Raw genomic sequence first — 15,445 nt, forward strand, 5'->3', positions numbered from 1 at the left:
CGTCGTCCGCTCATCCCTGTATTGATTCTTGTCTTCCTGGGGGTGTTTATCTTGATCGTTCTCCCTTGATGAACTCTTGGAGCCAGTTGAGTGCATCCTCGTCGCTCGGCGCCTGCACTGGTGGGTGTTTGAAGAATGGTGCCGATACGCTTATGAGGGGCCCGCCTATCCCCCTGTCGAGCGCTATCTTCGTCGCCCTTATCGCATCTATCATCGCGCCTGCGAACATGCTTTTGTCGTCGACCTGTAGCTTGACTTCTAGCGTTACTGGGAAGCCGGCGAAGCTCTTGCCCTTCAGGTAGATGTATGCTATCTTGGTGTTCCCCAGGAATGGGACGTAGTCGCTTGGCCCTATCCTAACCTTGCCCTCCCGCCAGAGCTTCTCGCCGTAGGGTAGTATGCTTGTTACTGCACTCGTCTTGCTTATCCTCTTGCTCGCAAGCCTCTCCTCCATGAGCATGTTCTCGAAGTCTGTGTTGCCCCCTATGTTTAACTGGTAGGTCTCCTCCACGCGCACGCCCCTCATGTGCATGAGCCTTACCAGGGTCCTGTGGAGTATCGTGGCCCCCAGCTGGCCCTTGATGTCGTCTCCCACGAGCGGTAGCCGCTTCTCCTCGTAGAGCCTGGGCCACTCGCCCGTGGGGTCGCCGGCTATGAATACTGGGATCCCGTTTATGAAGGCTGTCCCGGCTTCTAGAGCTGCCCTGGCGTAGAATCTGGTCGCCTGCTCGCTCCCTACTGGGAGGAAGTTGATTAGTATGTCGGCCTGGCTCTCTCTTAACACGTTTACTACATGGTCTAGTCCTACCTCTTCATCGTGGGGGTCGAACCTCTCTCTCATGTGGGGTGCTACCCCGTCGAGCACGGGGCCTGGCTCGACGGTGACTCCTAGTTGCTTTGGTATGTCGGCGAATCTGGGTGTTATGTTTGGTGGCTGGAATATCGCTTCTGCTAGGTCTTTTCCTATCTTCTTTTTTGAGGCGTCGAATGCGGCCACCCATTCTATGTCGTCTACGTGGTAGCCTCCTAGCCTCACGCTGGTGAGGCCGGGTATCTCCTCGCCCTCGTCGGCGTGCTTGTAGTAGTATACTCCCTGTATGAGTGCGGAGGCGCAGTTCCCTACTCCTGCTATTGCCGCTCTAATCCTCGCCATGTTTCATCGCCACAAATATATCTACTGGTGAATATTGCATGGATCCATATAATAACCTTACCATGCGGAAAGGCAATTAACCGGCTGAGGAGCCGTGGAGGCGAAGCCGCTGAAGCGCCTGGAGAAGAAGCTCACGGTAGAGGTGCTATGGCTGTACATCATAGCGGTCCTCCTGGAAAAGCCGACCTATGGCTACGACGTGAGGAGGAGGATAAGGGAGCGGTTCGGGTTCAAACCAGCCACGGTAACCACCTACACCGTGATATACAGGCTTGAGAGGGAGGGACTCATAGAGAAGAAGAGCGATGGAACCTACACCGTTACAGAGGAGGGGGAAATGATCTTCCAGGAGGGGGTCGAGATGCTGGGCAGGGTCTACCAGCTCCTCTCCAGCCAAGCCAGCAACGTGCAGAAGGGATAAACCCGGGGCCACCCGGAGAGTCTACGACCATCACATATATCAGATATCGAACAACACCATCCTAAATAGGCAATGTAGACCCGGGTGAACTCGTGTGAGGATAGACAAGAAGGCATTTGAAGACTATATCGAGAGCCCGCGGGGAAGGGCCAAGATATACAGGGTCGACAAGATAACAGAGCTAGGGCTAGGCGACTACGCGGCGCTACCATACTCTATAAGGATAGTCCTGGAGAACCTGGTCAGGAACTACGACGGCTACGTCGTCCGCGACGAGGAGGTGCTGGCAGCGGCCAATTGGAGAGACCACGCTGGTAAGAAGGACATACCACTCTTCCCGACCCGAGTGATAATGCAAGACTTCACGGGAGTCCCGGCAGTAGTCGACTTGGCGGCTATGAGGGACGCCGTGAAGGATTTCGGGAGGGACCCGGCATCGCTCAACCCCCTGATACCGGTACACCTCATAATAGACCACAGTGTACAGGTAGACTACTTCGGGACCGCCTACTCGCTGGCCTGGAACATAAAGAGGGAGTACGAGAGGAACTCCGAGAGATACACCCTGCTGAAATGGGCCCAGAAGTCCTTCAACAACATGAAGGTGGCACCGCCAGGTAAGGGCATAATACACCAGGTGAACCTAGAACACATAGCCCAGCTGGTATGGCTGGGGAAGTGGAACGGGGAGCTCACAGCCTACCCCGACAGCGTGCTAGGCACGGACAGCCACACAACGATGATCAACGGACTCAGCGTCCTGGGATGGGGAGTCGGGGGGATAGAGGCCGAGGCGACGATACTCGGCCAGCCCTACTACATGCTACTACCAGAGGTGGTAGGCGTCAAGCTGGAGGGAGAACTGCCGGAGGGAGCGACTGCCACAGACCTAGTCCTCTACATAACGGAGAAGCTCAGGAAGATCGGCGTGGTAGGGAAGTTCGTGGAGTACTTTGGAGAGGGAGTCAAGAAGCTGTCTGTCCCCGACAGGGCGACGATAGCGAACATGTCCCCAGAGTATGGCGCTACGATGGGCTACTTCCCGCCCGACGAGGCGACCATCAACTTCCTCCTACTAACAGGGAGGGACCCCGCCCACGTCAAGCTAGTCGAGAACTACCTCAAGACACTGGGGATATGGTACAGTCTAGACAACCCGACGCCACAGTATACACAGGTCGTCGAGATCGACCTGAACGATGTAGAGCCCAGTATAGCGGGTCCAAGCCATCCGGAAGACAGGATACCGCTCCGCGAGGCCAAGAAGAGGACGAGGGAGATCGTGGAGTCTTACCTGAAGGAGAAGAAGAGGGGCAAGATAGTAGTCGAGCTGGAAACCGACGGGGAGAAATACACGCTCGAAGACGGGCACGTGGTGCTAGCTGGTATAACCAGCTGTACAAACACCAGCAACCCCGGGCTAATGATAGCGGCTGGGCTACTAGCCAAGAAAGCCGTAGAGAGGGGGCTATCCACGAAGCCCTGGGTCAAGACCAGCAACGCACCGGGGAGCAGGGTCGTACCGGACTACTGGGAGAAGCTAGGGCTAATGCCATACCTAGAAGCGCTGCGGTTCCACGTGACGGGCTTCGGATGCACCGTCTGTATAGGTAACAGCGGTCCCCTACCGCCAGCTATAGAGGAGGCGATAAAGAAGAACGACCTATGGACGGCCACCGTATTGAGCGGGAACAGGAACTTCTCCGGCAGGATACACCCCCTGGCACGCGGGAACTTCCTAGCGAGCCCGCCACTAGTGATAGCATACGCCCTGGCAGGCAGGATAGACATAGACTTCTACAACGAGCCCATAGGCTACGACCCCAACGGAGAGCCGGTATACCTAAGGGACATATGGCCCAGTGCAGAGGAGGTTAGAAAGGCCGTAGAGGAGGCACTAGACCCAGAATCCTACAGGCGGAAGTACTCCAACATATGGGAGGGCGACGAGCACTGGAATAAGCTCCCAGCCCACGAATCAGTGACCTATCCATGGGACCCCAAGAGCACGTACATAAAGAAGCCGCCCTTCTTCGAGGGCATGCCCCTGGAGCCCCCCGAGCCGAAGGACATAACCGGGGCCAGGGTACTAGTATGGGCGCCAGACAGGACTACTACAGACCACATAAGCCCAGCCGGCAGGATACTGCCTGAGACGAAGGCTGGACAATACCTGCTAAGCCTCGGAGTCAAGCCACACGAGCTCAACACCTGCGGTTCAAGGAGAGGGAACCACGAGGTAATGATGAGGTGCACGTTCGACAACCCACGCTTCAGGAACAAGCTAGTCCCGGACAGGGAAGGCGGGTGGACCATATTCTGGCCGACCAAGGAGGTAGTCCACGTCTATGACGCCGCGATGAAGTACAAGGAAATGGGCATACCGCTAATCATACTAGCCGGGAGACAATACGGTACAGGTAGCAGCAGGGACTGGGCCGCCAAGGGACCAGCACTCCTAGGAGTCAAGGCCGTGATAGCCGAGAGCTACGAGAGGATACACAGGAGCAACCTCGTAGGCATGGGCATACTGCCCCTCGAATTCATGCCAGGCGAGAACGCTGAAAAACTCGGCCTAGACGGGAGCGAGGTCTACGACATCCTGGGCATAAGCGAGGGCCTATACCCCGGGAAGATACTAACCGTCAGGGCTAGGAAGGAGGACGGCAGGGTGATAGAGTTCAAGGTGAAGGCCAGGCTCGACACCCCGATAGAAGTGGAATACTACAAGCACGGCGGCATACTCCAGTACGTCCTGAGGACCAGGTTCCTCAAGAAATAGACACGACCCCGCGGGGGTAGACGAGCCCAATCCCTCTTTCCACTCCCTCTCCCATTTTTGATGCCCTGGAGGAAGAGGAACAGACTAGACATAGAGGGGTCCCTCCGTTGTAGCTAACTTGACGCCTATAACCCTCCCCAGCTAGACTATCTGACAGGCGGCGATGACGACCGCTGGGTTAAATGACCCCCATGGGATGAGTATTTCACGGACCATTGGAGCCGCCATGGACTAAACGCCTCCAGGTGATGAGTCTTCAAGAGTAAAGATGAGATAAGAAGGGAGGTTTGGAGGAGGCTCCAGGATTCTGGCGCGGCGAAACCGCCATTCCCAGTCGAGGGGAGGATTCCTAACTTCCAGGGCGCGGAGGAGGCCGCCGCTAGAATACTATTGCTGGAGCAGTGGCGTAGGGCCGAGGTCGTCAAGGTGAACCCCGATTCTCCCCAGAGGCCTGTTAGGCGCGCTGCACTGTCCCAGGGCAAGTTGCTCCTAATGCCGACGCCCAGAATCCGGAGAGGATTCCTCCTACTCGACCCCTCCAGGATACCGGCCAGGAGTATAGGCTGGGCTTCTACAATCAAGGGCGCCTTCAGGCTTGGAATGCCCCTGGCGAGCCTGGATAAGCTGACGAGCGCGGTTGACAGGGTTGATTTCATAGTTGAGGGGAGCGTCGCTGTGAGCATACACGGCGATAGACTTGGAAAGGGCCATGGATACGGGGATCTGGAATGGGGCATATTATCGGAGCTGGGGCTCGTAGGTGAGGACACGCCGATAGCGACTACGGTCCACGACCTACAAGTATACCGAGACCGGCTACCACAGGATAAACACGATGTACCCGTCGACTTGATAGCTACACCAACTAGGCTAATCCAGGCCATGGATAGGAGGCCTAAGCCCAGAGGCATCTACTGGGACGAGCTAGACGCCACCAAATTAAACGAGATCCCGATACTCAAAGAACTAGCGGTGGAGAGAAATGGCTAGGTGCTGGAGCCTCCCTAACGGCATAACCCTTATCGTAGAAGAGGGAGATATAACCAGGGCCAGGGTAGACGCGATCGTCAACGCGGCCAACAGCCTCCTCATAATGGGTGGAGGAGTCGCCGGGGCCATCAAGAGGACCGGCGGGAGAATCATAGAAGAGGAAGCCAGGAGGCATGCGCCTATCCCGGTGGGAAGCGCAATAGCCACGACGGCGGGGAGGCTCCCGGCCAAGTACGTCATCCACGCCCCCACAATGGAGAGGCCCGCTATGAGGATACCCCTTGAGAACGCCGCCAAGGCCACGAGGGCCGCGTTGAGGGAAGCCGAGAGGCTGAAGCTAGAATCCATAGCCCTCCCCGCTATGGGGGCGGGGGTTGGAGGGTTGAGCGTGAGGGACGTTGCCAGGGAGATGGCCAAGGTGGTCTCGGAGCACGGCGCTAGAAGCCTCAGAAGAGTCCACCTGGTAGCTTACGGTGAAGCGGCCTATAGAGAGATGATAGAGGGGGTCGAGGAGGCACTAGGCCGCGGTGGTACCAGTTGCCGGGGAGCCCTAGAGGAATAAACACGGTATCGCTCGCCCTAACCGGGGCCTCGGGGGTAAGAGTCGGAGTCGAGGCTGCAAAAGCCCTCCACAACGCTGGTGTAACTATAAAGGGTATTATCCTAACCCGAGGGGCCATAGACGTGGCCCGCTATGAGGACGGCCTAAGCGAGAGCCAGTTAAAGAGCCTTCTAGAAGGCTACGGCCCAGTGTACAGGGAGGACGAGTTCAACTCGCCACTAGCCAGTAGCAGTAACCAGCCCGATGCGATGGCCATCGTCCCCGCTAGTATGAAGACCGTGGCGGCACTGGCCAGCGGGTATTCTAATAACCTTGTAACGAGGGCCGCGCTAGCTATACTGAGGCTGGGCAGGAGGCTCGTCGTAGCGCCCCGGGAGACGCCTGTTGGGGTAATCGAGTTGGAGAACATGGCTAGGCTCGCCAGGGCTGGGGCTGTAATAGTACCCCTCTGCATGGGTTACTACACTAGGCCGGAGACGATCGACGATGTGACGCGGTTCCTGGCTGGGAAGGTGTTGGATGCGCTGGGCGTGGAGAATGATCTCTATAGGAGGTGGAGGGGAGCGGAGAACTAGGGGGTCTTCACCGCGTCCTGGAGGGTCCCTCCAGAACCTTCCTAGAGTCTAGAACTTCTCCTCGAATTCGAAGTCCTTGTCCATCTCCATTAGCTCTTCCTCGAATTCCTTCACGCGCCGAGCCTTGACCGCTAGGGCACACCTCCCGTCGGGTAGCATGGCCCTCTTCTCGCAGTAGGCGAATCTACAGGCGGGTCCTATGCACTTGTCCCCTATCCATGCACACATAGCGATCTTTATCGGCCTGCCCTTGTACTGTTCTACCGTGAAGCGGAGGGCCCTCTTCTGGCACCTGAAGAATGGGCAGAGCGGGTTGCACTTGTCCCCTATAGGCCTGGGCTTCGGCTCCCTCCTGTCCCTTCTTGGCTCCTCCCTCCTCTGATTGGGGGGTCCCCGCCTCGGCCGCCGCGGCATGTATGTAGACACTATACGTACCCCCAACCTCATTTACGCGTCTCGACGAGTTCGCCTCCTTCTTAATAGTCACGGTACAAGCCATTTAAAGATTAGGTAACTAGCGGACCCACTGGGCTCGACCGACGCTAGTATGAATGCCTTCCTAACGCTGTGGCTCAGCCTCCCCGCCCTGACTATGTCCGTGGGCTCTAGCTCTCCGCTGTAACTAGTTACGTGGACTATGTAGGGCGCGTGTTCTAGGCCGGGTCCAAGCCTGTAAACCGTGAAGTCTGCTCCGAACTTTAACCCGCTCCTCACTATGAGCCCTGAATCGCGTAGCCTCTTGTAGACTGGATACTCCAGGTCCAGGTCTTTATACTGGACTGAGAGGATCTTAGAGACTTCTTCGGGGCTCAGCCTCCTATCGCTGGGATCATAGACCTCTAGTACTCCCTTCTCCATCAAGTAGAGGGTTTCTAGGGGAGAGAGCCTTACGGGCGAGTTGAAGTCGGCGGACTTGGGCTTCTCTACCCCCAGCGGGTGGCCGTAGAATCCCATTCCGTAGAGGCAGCGCGAGTCCTCTATAGATTCAACTACCACTGAGAAGCCATATAGCCTTGCCCTAGCCTTACATTTCAAACCCTGCATACTCCGTCACGCCGGAGGCGGTGGCGCTTGAAGCCATGCCGACGCCGAGTATGAAGTAGTTCAATGATAGCTTGGCGAGTAGATCCATAGTGTCTTCCAGCGTGTTTACGGCGTCGCGGACTAGTATGTAGGTCTTGAAGTCACTGGTCGTATCAATTAGGAGGTCGAGCAACTCCCTGTATACCTCGTCGACAAGCCTCTCTATCTCCTGCACCTTATCGTTCCTCTGCTCCATCCTCCTAGCTATCTCATTGTTGCCGTAGGCCCTTCCAGCGAGCCTGGCGAGCGTGGTTATGTGGCCGCTGGCCTCCGCGACGAGGCCAAGCATGTTAGCCATCCGCTCGACGATCTTCGAGTCGACCTCTGCCTCGGCCCTCCTAGCGAGCTTCAGCCTGTGGACGAACGACTCTAGCTTGGTGATTGTATCCCTATAGCCCTCGGTTATCCTGAGGATTAGTTCCTTGGAGTCGACGAGCTCTATCCTCCCGGAAGCTATGTAGAGGAGGAGCTGGGCTATATTCTTCTCTATCCTCTCCTTGGCCATCACTAGGTCTTGCCTGAATATCTTGTCTATGACTTCCGCTGTTGGAAGACTCTTATCCCGGAATATACCGTTTATCGAGACTATTATGGATTCGAGCTCCCTCGCTATATTTACTAAGTGCTCTATCACTACCTCCCTGCTGATGTTACCAGAGCCTGCATACATACTTAGTGCACCGTGCTCGCCGTTCACGTATGAAGTTGTGGGCGAACCCACTTATTAAAGCATTCAACAGGATCCGGCTATTCAAGGCTTGACAGTATTCTTGAGAAGACGCTCCTCAAGAGTTCCATGGACTTTCGATCGGAGTCGTCCACGTAGCCGCCCAGCATGGAGAGCAAACGCTTCTCCGAGTGGTAAGCAGCCTCTACATAATAGCCTGCCAGGGCATAGAGCTCCTCCACGCCATCGCCGCCCGGCGTTATATCGCCGCTCTCAATTGCATCGACCACCCGGAGCGCGTCCTTTAGCAGAGCCGATCTCAGGGATCTAAGCCTTGAGACAGCATCCCTGAGCTCCTCTGGACTCCTACTACTCATATCCGTGGACGCTAGCTCGCGGGCTATACCCTCTATTGTCTCCATCGCTTTAAGGTGCTCTTCGAGCTTCATAGAGAGTAGCTGGGCCATGATCTCGGTTCTTGAAGTCAATACACCGTGCACCCGGGAGAAGATAGGAATGAGTTCTAGGGGTGTTATACGTTGAGTTTTACCCCTAGTTTCTCGGTCCCCTTATATGCCCTCACAGTCGCTATGCTCTCATCGGCTATACCGTGTTCCTCCATCAGGTCAGGGTTCACGTGTACGTGGCCCTCGTCAACTTCCTCGTCTAGTATCGCCAGGAAAGCGAACCTATGTCTACCGGCAACGACTATCTCAAGCTTATCCGTTATGCCTAGCTGGTTAGCTATACGCGGGTTTATCTTAGCCTTCTCTGGTGCTAGGGAGTCGTCGTACTTCAACCTAATCCTCTTCTCCCGCACCTGCTTCTGACTAGCCTTAAGGCTGGATGCAGGGGGTATCACGGCTAGTATATCCCTTATAGAGCCCCTAGGCCTGTCTGGCCTTACCTCCTCCGTGGCCTCGCCCTCGGAGTGCTCCACGCCTTCCTCCTCTATCCTCATGCACTTCACCCTTTGGGCCCGGTCACACCATTAACCTGCTTCTGTATCCTGTCCCGTGCCCTCGACGGGGGTACCCAATTCCACGATGTCTACTCCCCCGTATAAGAACTTTCTCAGGATAACAGGCGCGTCCTTCAGAGGGACCCTCACCTGCTTCCAAGTATCCCTGTCTCGAAGGGTCACGGTGTCGTCCTCCAGCGTCTGGTAGTCTACTGTGAAGACCGCGGGCACGCCTATCTCGTCGAGCCTCGCATACCTCCTCCCGATACTCCCACTATCATCGTATACCACGTGGAACCCGTTCTCCACCAGCAAACGGTACAGGCCCAGGGCCCTCTCCCTTAAAGCCTCCTCCTTCTCGACTAGAGGGAGTACCCCGGCCTCTATAGGAGCTATGTCTCTGGGGAAGCTGAGCACGGTCCTTCCAGCCTTCTCCCGATACGCGTATTCAAACGCTACATACACTATCCTATCGGTTCCAAAGGAGGGCTCTACGACGTGTGGTATTATCTTCCTCCCAGATACCTTCTCGGTCCTCTCCACCACCTTGATAGCCTCCGGCGGGATCCTATAGCCTGCTATCTCGACCGGCTCTCCCTTCTCAGCCGCCTCAACCAGCCTCTCCATGGGTATCCTGCTGGCCTCTTCTAGGATCTTCTTGGCCTCCGACTTGAAGGTCCTCCCGATATAGGCCTTGTCGATGAAGGCCTTCTTCACCTTAACCTCACGGGGCTTCTCATAGGGCTTGAACACGGTCAAGTCGGCGCCGCTATACTCCATATGGCGTGAGAGGTCGTAGCTCCCCCTGTAGCTGTGGCCCGCTACCTCGACCCAGCCCCACCGGGAGACCTTGACCATCTGATCGAATGTCTGAGAGGAGTAGTGTGCCCTCTCGTGGGGGCCCTTCTCGTCGAAGAACATTGCCTCGTCGGGCACCCCCAGGCTATTCATGAACCTCTTGCCGACGACCATCCAGTAGGCCAGGCACTTATGGATTATCACACCATCCCTTACGGCCTCGTCGACCCTGTACTCACGGGGGCCCTCGCCCCTAGTCTTGGCCTCGTAGGTCCTTATCCTTAGGACCTCGTCCCTCACCCTATCATAGAAGGGACAGCTTCCGTCCTCATCTTCGGGGTCGATGAAATACTCCATCTCCATTATAGTAAACTCTCTCAGCCTCATCATCGCCTGCCGGGGGCTTATCTCGTTCCTACCCACACGCCCTATCTGGGCTATGCCCAGCGGCAGCCTGCCCCTCATCACGTCTAGGACCCGCTTGAACGCCACGAACATGCCCTGGGCGAGCTCCGGCCTGATGTAGCCCCTATTGCCCTCGTAGGGGCCTATCTGGGTGGGGAAGAGGAGGTTGAAGAGTTTGACCTCGCCCAGCTCTCCACCGCACACGGGGCACCGTATCCCGTGCTTTCTTATGAGGTCTGTCATCTCGCCCGGACTCAGCCCTTCAGCGTCGATACCAAGCTTCTCCTCTATGAGATGATCGGCCCTGAACTTCCTCCCGCACTTAAGGCATGTGACTATGGGGTCCGTGAAGTTCTCCACGTGGCCGCTGGCTTCGTAGACCCTTGAAGGCCCTATTATGGGGCTCTCTATCTCCACGACATAGTTGCTATGATTCTTTACTATGAATCTACGCCACTTCTCAATTATCTTCCTCTTCAATAGGACACCGTAAGGGCCGAAGTCGTAGAAGCCGGCGACGCCGCCATATATCTCGTAGGAGGGCCAGAAGAACCCCCTCCTCCTAGCGAGCTCGACAACCTTAGAGTACAAGTCCTCTCCCAACAGTCATACCCCCAGCCGCAATCCCCCATCTCTACACTGATACTCCCAATTTATACGATAATCGGACAGCATGTATGCCACCTGGAGGTGTGTAGTACTTGACTTACAGAGCCCTCTATACAGGGAGGGGAGAATGCTATTTTGGACCTCACAGGGAGGCGGAGAACCCACTCTACTCCATTCTGGGGGTCCCTCTCGACTCCACGTCCTCCTACCGTACAGGACAGCGGTTCGCTCCCTGTGAGGTGAGGAGGGCCTCATATAACATAGAGTGGAATAGCATGCTGGTCGAAGGAGCGTACCTATACGATGTTCCAATAGAGGATATGGGCGACCTAGCCGTGGTGCACGGAGACCCCCATACAACGCTAGACAGACTCTCAAGCCTCATACAGGAGGTTTCCTCAGAGGGTAAGATTCCCGTTGTCATAGGCGGGGAACACACCATAACCTACGGCGTGGTAAAGGGGCTCGTGGATTCGACTGGTAGGCGTCCATGTATAGTTGTCTTCGACGCCCACTTCGACCTGCGCAGAGAGTATCTCGGGGCCAGCACAAGCCATGCGACAGTCATGAGGAGGATCTATGACAGGTCTATGGCGGAGCTACTCTACTATGTCGGAGTTAGAGCGTGGGAGAGGGAAGAGCTAGACTACGCGAGAGGTAGAAAGGGCATATACTATGCGACTAGCCTGAGCGTGAAGAGAATCGGCCCAGCCAACGTCGCGGCCGAGCTCAGAGGGACCCTCTCATCATGCGATAGCATATACGTCTCCATAGACATGGATGTCTTCGATCCAGCCTACGCCCCCGGGGTCGCCAACCCCGAGGCACTTGGAATCAACCCGGTGGAGGCAGCAACTATACTATACGAGTTGGCGAGCGATAATCGGCTAGCAGGAATCGATCTAGTCGAGGTCGCGCCACCCTACGACCCTAGCGGGGCGACCAGTATCCTAGCCAGTAGGCTACTGGCAGAGACGATTATCATTAACAACCTCGTTAGGAGGGGAGAGAGTATACCTAGGATCCTCTACTAGACGGCGTAGATCCTCCTCCTCTTAAGCGTCTCCGGCGGGGGCCTCAGTTTAACGAATATCCTGCCGCCACAGTTCTTGCACATCATCTCTGAGAACTGCGTGAGCTCCTCCCTACTCATGACGGTGCCGCATCGAATACACATGTAGTATACCGGCCTATCCCTTATACCATAGGGGAGGCTTTCCTCCTCCCCCCATTCATAGTCGTAGCCACTCACCGCAGTACACACCCGTCTGCGTCACGTCCAGGGCTTAAACCTGGGCCGGGCGAAGGCTTATATCCCTTAGGCAACTATTAGATGGGATTGCGAAGGGAAAGGTGGGTAGCAAAGGCCATGTCGGACTTTTCGATGTGCGGAGGCCTTCCGCCCGAGATATGCGAGCAGCTTTCTGCAGAGGAGCAGATCATAAAGATCAGGGTCGAGAGAAGACGGTTCGGAAGAGAAGTAACCATAATCGAGGGGATTAACGAGAAGGAATTCGACTTGAGGAAACTTGCAAGCACCCTAAAGAGCAAGCTAGCGACTGGAGGTACAGCAAAGAACGGTAGGATAGAGCTCCAGGGAGACCACAGGCACCGCGCAAAGAAGATCCTGGTGGAACTCGGATTCCCCGAGGAGAACATAACAATCATAGAGTAAGACATAGCCGGAAGGTGTGAGAGTAAAGAGGGTCACATCCTAGCCTTCTTTAAACCCAAATAATACGCTAGGAGCGCGCCCGCATCCCCTGAAACCCCCTCCGATAACACCCTGAATAAAAGCTTGAACAACCTAGACGGGCTCGATAGAAGCGTGCTCACGAGAGCCTCATGGCCGTCGTATGTTAGCCTCCCACTAAGGGACTCGCAGAAGCCTCCCCGCAAGATCACGTCGAGGACTCGATATCCCCTATCCGGCGACGAGTAATAAGCCCTCGCTATCCTGAACTGCCTCGACAACAAGCCTACAACTTCTGAAGTAGCCTCATCGATCAAATGATAGTCCCCGGAAGCCAGGTCGCGGGAGGCTATCAAGTCCGCCAGGAGGCTATTCGGGTAGAGGCCTCCGCCCGTGAGGGGCTTGTTGAGGCCCGCTGCATCGCCGACAATAACCACCCTCCCCAGTCTAGGCCTCTCTAGGGGAGGCCCATGGACTACGACTCCGCCGTAAACATCGGCTGGGGAACCGCCTAGCATCGCCTCTTCAAGGATCCTCTTGGATTGCCTGGGGTTCCGTGATAGGGCTCCGTAGAGGGTCCCTCGGGGGAGAGGGACCCTCCAAGCGAACCCGGCGAGGCCTCTCCTGAACTCGATCACTATATACTCGCTGTTGTCGCTTGTATTAGGCGCTTCTACCTCTATGTTGTAGCCGTATGTAGTTAGGGGCCTCCACTCTAGGCCGAGGGAATGCCGGAGCCTGCCGTGTATGCCCTCGGCTAGGAACACCAGGTCGTATGTCCTGGTCTGGCCTCCTAGAGAGAGGCTGCCGTCGGGTTTGACCGATTCTACTCTGGTTTTCATGTAGATCTTAGCTCCGCCGGCCTCTGCCTCCCTCCTTAAATCCTCTTCCAGCTCTACCCTGTCGAGTTTTATCACGTCGTCAATGGTCTCTATTACACACTTGGAGGAGCCGGTTTCTAGAATGACACCCTTGTACCTGGATATTATATTCCTCTGCGCGGGTTCCCCTATCAGCTCGACTGTCCGGCTGGATACGAGGCCTGTACAGTGCTTTGGGAACCCGACCCTTGAATGCTCTTCGTAGAGGTCTACGTCGTAGCCTTTGGCAGCCAGCTTATACGCGAATAGTAGCCCCGCGAATCCCCCGCCTACCACTGCTATCTTCAAGCCAGGGCCTCCCTCAGAGTCCTTCCCAGCTCGACAAGACACTCCCTATCCATTGGTGATGACACTATGACTCCATCCATTAAGTCCTCCAGCCCGCTGACGAGGCGAGGTACTTCGCTGCAACCGCCTTTCCCTGCCACCAGGTAGAGGTATACTTTCTTGCCCGCCTCGTGGGCTTTATCAACAGTCATGGAGAGGAGGCCAGTGTTAGACCGGCTCCTCCAGTCGTAGTTTAGGGCTAAGTAGAAACCCGCCGGCACCTCCAAGCGTTTGGCTATCTCTGCCCAGGGCTTCCTGAGGCTTAATAGGAGCCCGGGCTCGGGGGCTTCCGGCCTTGTTCTAGCGTAGTAGACCGCTTCTTCCGGACTCATATCCCCCACTGTGCTTCCCTGCTGTGGGGGATCGCCGCGGAGGTAGACTATCCTCTCTACTCCGAGGGATCCTATGGTCTTGGTTATGGTCTTGATTGCAATCGTGTTCACATCTGTGACTCTAAGATGGGCTATGACCCTGAAGCCCCTGGCCCTCAGGTATGCCGCTACTACGGGTGAATTATAGTTGGGCTTGCCTAGGGGGGCGTCGGGTATGTCGATCCAATCGTAGTATCTTGATATAGCTGTGGCTAGCTCCAGCAGTAGCCTCTTATCTCTGGGCGGGTCTAGCTCTGCTATCAGCTCCAAGCCCCGTTACCCCGCGATCGAGCCCGCCATGAAACCTAGTAGCCCCAGTAGCATCGCTAGGAGTATGTTTCTCTTGTGGACGTATATCATTTCCCTGGAGTGGTTCCTGGCTAGCCGTAGCGCTTCATAGATTAGTATCGCGTCTACAACCGCCACGAAGATGGTGTAGGCGAGGGGGTGGACTGCATGCCAGTATACCGGGAGAGGGCTTAGCAGTACCGCCGCCAGGTAAAGTGCTCCTGCTATGATCGAAGAGGGACCCTCTCCGAGTATTATCGGGAGGGTGCGCGCTCCGGCCCTCCTATCACCCTCTACATCGGCTATGTCCTTTGCTATCTCCCTCCCGAGTACTGTTAGGAACACCATGACCCAGAACACTGTTATAGTCGGTGTCCAAACGCCAGCGACCGCCATGGCGTATGGGAAGGGAAGAGACGTGGAGAAGGCGACCATCAGGTTGCCTGGAAATCCGCTCCTCTTACCCCAGACGTCGTATACGCTGCCGACAAGCCACCCCAATACCGCCACCACCAGGGGCCACGGGCCCAGCAATAGTGAGGCCGTTATGCCTGCGGTGCTCGTCGCTAGATAGCATAGCCACGCGGTCCTCGCGCTTATGGTGCCGGCCACCAGGGGCCTATTGGGCTGGTTTACACGGTCGATCTCCACATCTACTATATCGTTGAGGACCATGGAGCTAGCGGAGACGCAGCAACCTGTTATGTAGGCTAGAGCCAGTGCCTTAACGCCTAGTCCCAGCAAGTCGCCTCTAGTTACAATCGCTAGGCCCACGAGTACCGCTAAGCCCACCATGAGGCTATTGGCTATCCTCACCAGCCTTAAGCACTCTTTGATACGGTTCAATCCTGCCCAGCCACTTTAATGCAAGGGATCCAG

Annotated in this window: 18 protein-coding genes; 7 read left to right on the top strand and 11 right to left on the bottom strand. The window is 56.1% G+C overall.

What is annotated here, in order from left to right; translation table 11 throughout:
• Positions 1-46: 46 nt before the first annotated feature.
• Positions 47-1,153 (bottom strand): inositol-3-phosphate synthase, encoded by a 1,107-nt coding sequence (locus tag F7C38_07525; GenBank protein ID MCE4601389.1) that lies wholly within the window; start codon positions 1,151-1,153, stop codon positions 47-49.
• A 94-nt stretch (positions 1,154-1,247) separates the two neighbouring features.
• On the opposite strand from F7C38_07525, the gene F7C38_07530 reads away from it, so the two are divergent.
• The 5 genes from F7C38_07530 to F7C38_07550 all read left to right on the top strand — a co-directional run bounded on the left by F7C38_07530 (position 1,248) and on the right by F7C38_07550 (position 6,483).
• Positions 1,248-1,574 carry a PadR family transcriptional regulator gene (locus F7C38_07530; protein MCE4601390.1) on the top strand — a complete coding sequence of 109 codons (327 nt, stop codon included), beginning with the start codon at positions 1,248-1,250 and terminating at the stop codon, positions 1,572-1,574.
• Positions 1,575-1,668: 94 nt separating this feature from the next.
• Positions 1,669-4,356 (top strand): aconitate hydratase AcnA, encoded by a 2,688-nt coding sequence (acnA, locus tag F7C38_07535; protein MCE4601391.1) that lies wholly within the window; start codon positions 1,669-1,671, stop codon positions 4,354-4,356.
• Positions 4,357-4,629: 273 nt separating this feature from the next.
• The gene (locus F7C38_07540) at positions 4,630-5,346 is read left to right on the top strand and encodes a 5-formyltetrahydrofolate cyclo-ligase (protein MCE4601392.1); all 717 of its coding nucleotides are present in this window, start codon (positions 4,630-4,632) and stop codon (positions 5,344-5,346) included.
• On the top strand, positions 5,339-5,908 hold the full coding sequence (locus F7C38_07545) for a macro domain-containing protein (GenBank protein MCE4601393.1): 570 nt from the start codon (positions 5,339-5,341) through the stop codon (positions 5,906-5,908). Before F7C38_07540 ends, F7C38_07545 begins: the two co-directional genes overlap by 8 nt.
• Complete coding sequence (locus tag F7C38_07550) at positions 5,884-6,483, top strand: UbiX family flavin prenyltransferase (GenBank protein MCE4601394.1); 600 nt, start codon at positions 5,884-5,886, stop codon at positions 6,481-6,483. The genes F7C38_07545 and F7C38_07550 overlap by 25 nt, the downstream gene beginning before the upstream one ends.
• A gap of 48 nt (positions 6,484-6,531) precedes the next feature.
• Here the strand turns inward: F7C38_07550 and F7C38_07555 are convergent, their stop codons facing one another.
• The 6 genes from F7C38_07555 to glyS all read right to left on the bottom strand — a co-directional run bounded on the left by F7C38_07555 (position 6,532) and on the right by glyS (position 11,000).
• Positions 6,532-6,909 carry a hypothetical protein gene (locus F7C38_07555; GenBank protein ID MCE4601395.1) on the bottom strand — a complete coding sequence of 126 codons (378 nt, stop codon included), beginning with the start codon at positions 6,907-6,909 and terminating at the stop codon, positions 6,532-6,534.
• A 57-nt stretch (positions 6,910-6,966) separates the two neighbouring features.
• The gene (gene endA / locus F7C38_07560) at positions 6,967-7,527 is read right to left on the bottom strand and encodes a tRNA-intron lyase (protein MCE4601396.1); all 561 of its coding nucleotides are present in this window, start codon (positions 7,525-7,527) and stop codon (positions 6,967-6,969) included.
• Entirely contained in the window at positions 7,508-8,236 is a 729-nt protein-coding gene (locus tag F7C38_07565) for a hypothetical protein (protein ID MCE4601397.1), read from the bottom strand. The genes endA and F7C38_07565 overlap by 20 nt, the downstream gene beginning before the upstream one ends.
• 77 nt (positions 8,237-8,313) lie before the next feature.
• On the bottom strand, positions 8,314-8,721 hold the full coding sequence (locus F7C38_07570; GenBank protein MCE4601398.1) for a hypothetical protein: 408 nt from the start codon (positions 8,719-8,721) through the stop codon (positions 8,314-8,316).
• 44 nt (positions 8,722-8,765) lie between these two features.
• A complete protein-coding gene (locus F7C38_07575; GenBank protein ID MCE4601399.1) occupies positions 8,766-9,194 on the bottom strand; it encodes a hypothetical protein in 429 nt (142 codons plus the stop codon).
• A 30-nt stretch (positions 9,195-9,224) separates the two neighbouring features.
• Positions 9,225-11,000, bottom strand: coding sequence for a glycine--tRNA ligase (gene glyS, locus F7C38_07580; protein MCE4601400.1), 1,776 nt, complete (start codon positions 10,998-11,000; stop codon positions 9,225-9,227).
• Between the two features lie 98 nt (positions 11,001-11,098).
• On the opposite strand from glyS, the gene speB reads away from it, so the two are divergent.
• Positions 11,099-12,040 (top strand): agmatinase, encoded by a 942-nt coding sequence (speB, locus tag F7C38_07585; protein MCE4601401.1) that lies wholly within the window; start codon positions 11,099-11,101, stop codon positions 12,038-12,040.
• On the opposite strand, the gene F7C38_07590 is transcribed toward speB, so the two are convergent.
• A complete protein-coding gene (locus tag F7C38_07590) occupies positions 12,037-12,258 on the bottom strand; it encodes a hypothetical protein (GenBank protein MCE4601402.1) in 222 nt (73 codons plus the stop codon). The two genes, speB and F7C38_07590, sit on opposite strands and share 4 nt — an antisense overlap.
• A 117-nt stretch (positions 12,259-12,375) precedes the next feature.
• Between F7C38_07590 and yciH the strand changes: the two genes are divergently transcribed.
• Entirely contained in the window at positions 12,376-12,681 is a 306-nt protein-coding gene (yciH, locus tag F7C38_07595) for a stress response translation initiation inhibitor YciH (GenBank protein MCE4601403.1), read from the top strand.
• A gap of 32 nt (positions 12,682-12,713) precedes the next feature.
• On the opposite strand, the gene F7C38_07600 is transcribed toward yciH, so the two are convergent.
• Genes F7C38_07600 through F7C38_07610 form a run of 3 tightly spaced genes read right to left on the bottom strand, consistent with a single transcriptional unit; the run spans position 12,714 to position 15,412 of the window.
• Positions 12,714-13,868, bottom strand: coding sequence for an NAD(P)/FAD-dependent oxidoreductase (locus F7C38_07600; GenBank protein MCE4601404.1), 1,155 nt, complete (start codon positions 13,866-13,868; stop codon positions 12,714-12,716).
• Positions 13,865-14,548 (bottom strand): methylenetetrahydrofolate reductase, encoded by a 684-nt coding sequence (locus F7C38_07605; protein MCE4601405.1) that lies wholly within the window; start codon positions 14,546-14,548, stop codon positions 13,865-13,867. Before F7C38_07605 ends, F7C38_07600 begins: the two co-directional genes overlap by 4 nt.
• 6 nt (positions 14,549-14,554) lie before the next feature.
• A complete protein-coding gene (locus F7C38_07610; protein MCE4601406.1) occupies positions 14,555-15,412 on the bottom strand; it encodes a geranylgeranylglycerol-phosphate geranylgeranyltransferase in 858 nt (285 codons plus the stop codon).
• Positions 15,413-15,445: the final 33 nt, after the last annotated feature.

It is taken from the genome of Candidatus Thermodiscus eudorianus, from assembly GCA_015521085.1.
GTDB lineage: Archaea > Thermoproteota > Thermoprotei_A > Sulfolobales > Acidilobaceae > Thermodiscus > Thermodiscus eudorianus.

Coding starts and splice junctions, on each gene's coding strand:
- F7C38_07525 (MCE4601389.1), bottom strand. CDS start 1,153: ATGGCGAGGATTAGAGCGGCAATAGCAGGAGTAGGGAACTGCGCCTCC.
- F7C38_07545 (MCE4601393.1), top strand. CDS start 5,339: ATGGCTAGGTGCTGGAGCCTCCCTAACGGCATAACCCTTATCGTAGAA.
- endA (MCE4601396.1), bottom strand. CDS start 7,527: ATGCAGGGTTTGAAATGTAAGGCTAGGGCAAGGCTATATGGCTTCTCA.
- F7C38_07565 (MCE4601397.1), bottom strand. CDS start 8,236: ATGTATGCAGGCTCTGGTAACATCAGCAGGGAGGTAGTGATAGAGCAC.
- F7C38_07575 (MCE4601399.1), bottom strand. CDS start 9,194: ATGAGGATAGAGGAGGAAGGCGTGGAGCACTCCGAGGGCGAGGCCACG.
- yciH (MCE4601403.1), top strand. CDS start 12,376: ATGTCGGACTTTTCGATGTGCGGAGGCCTTCCGCCCGAGATATGCGAG.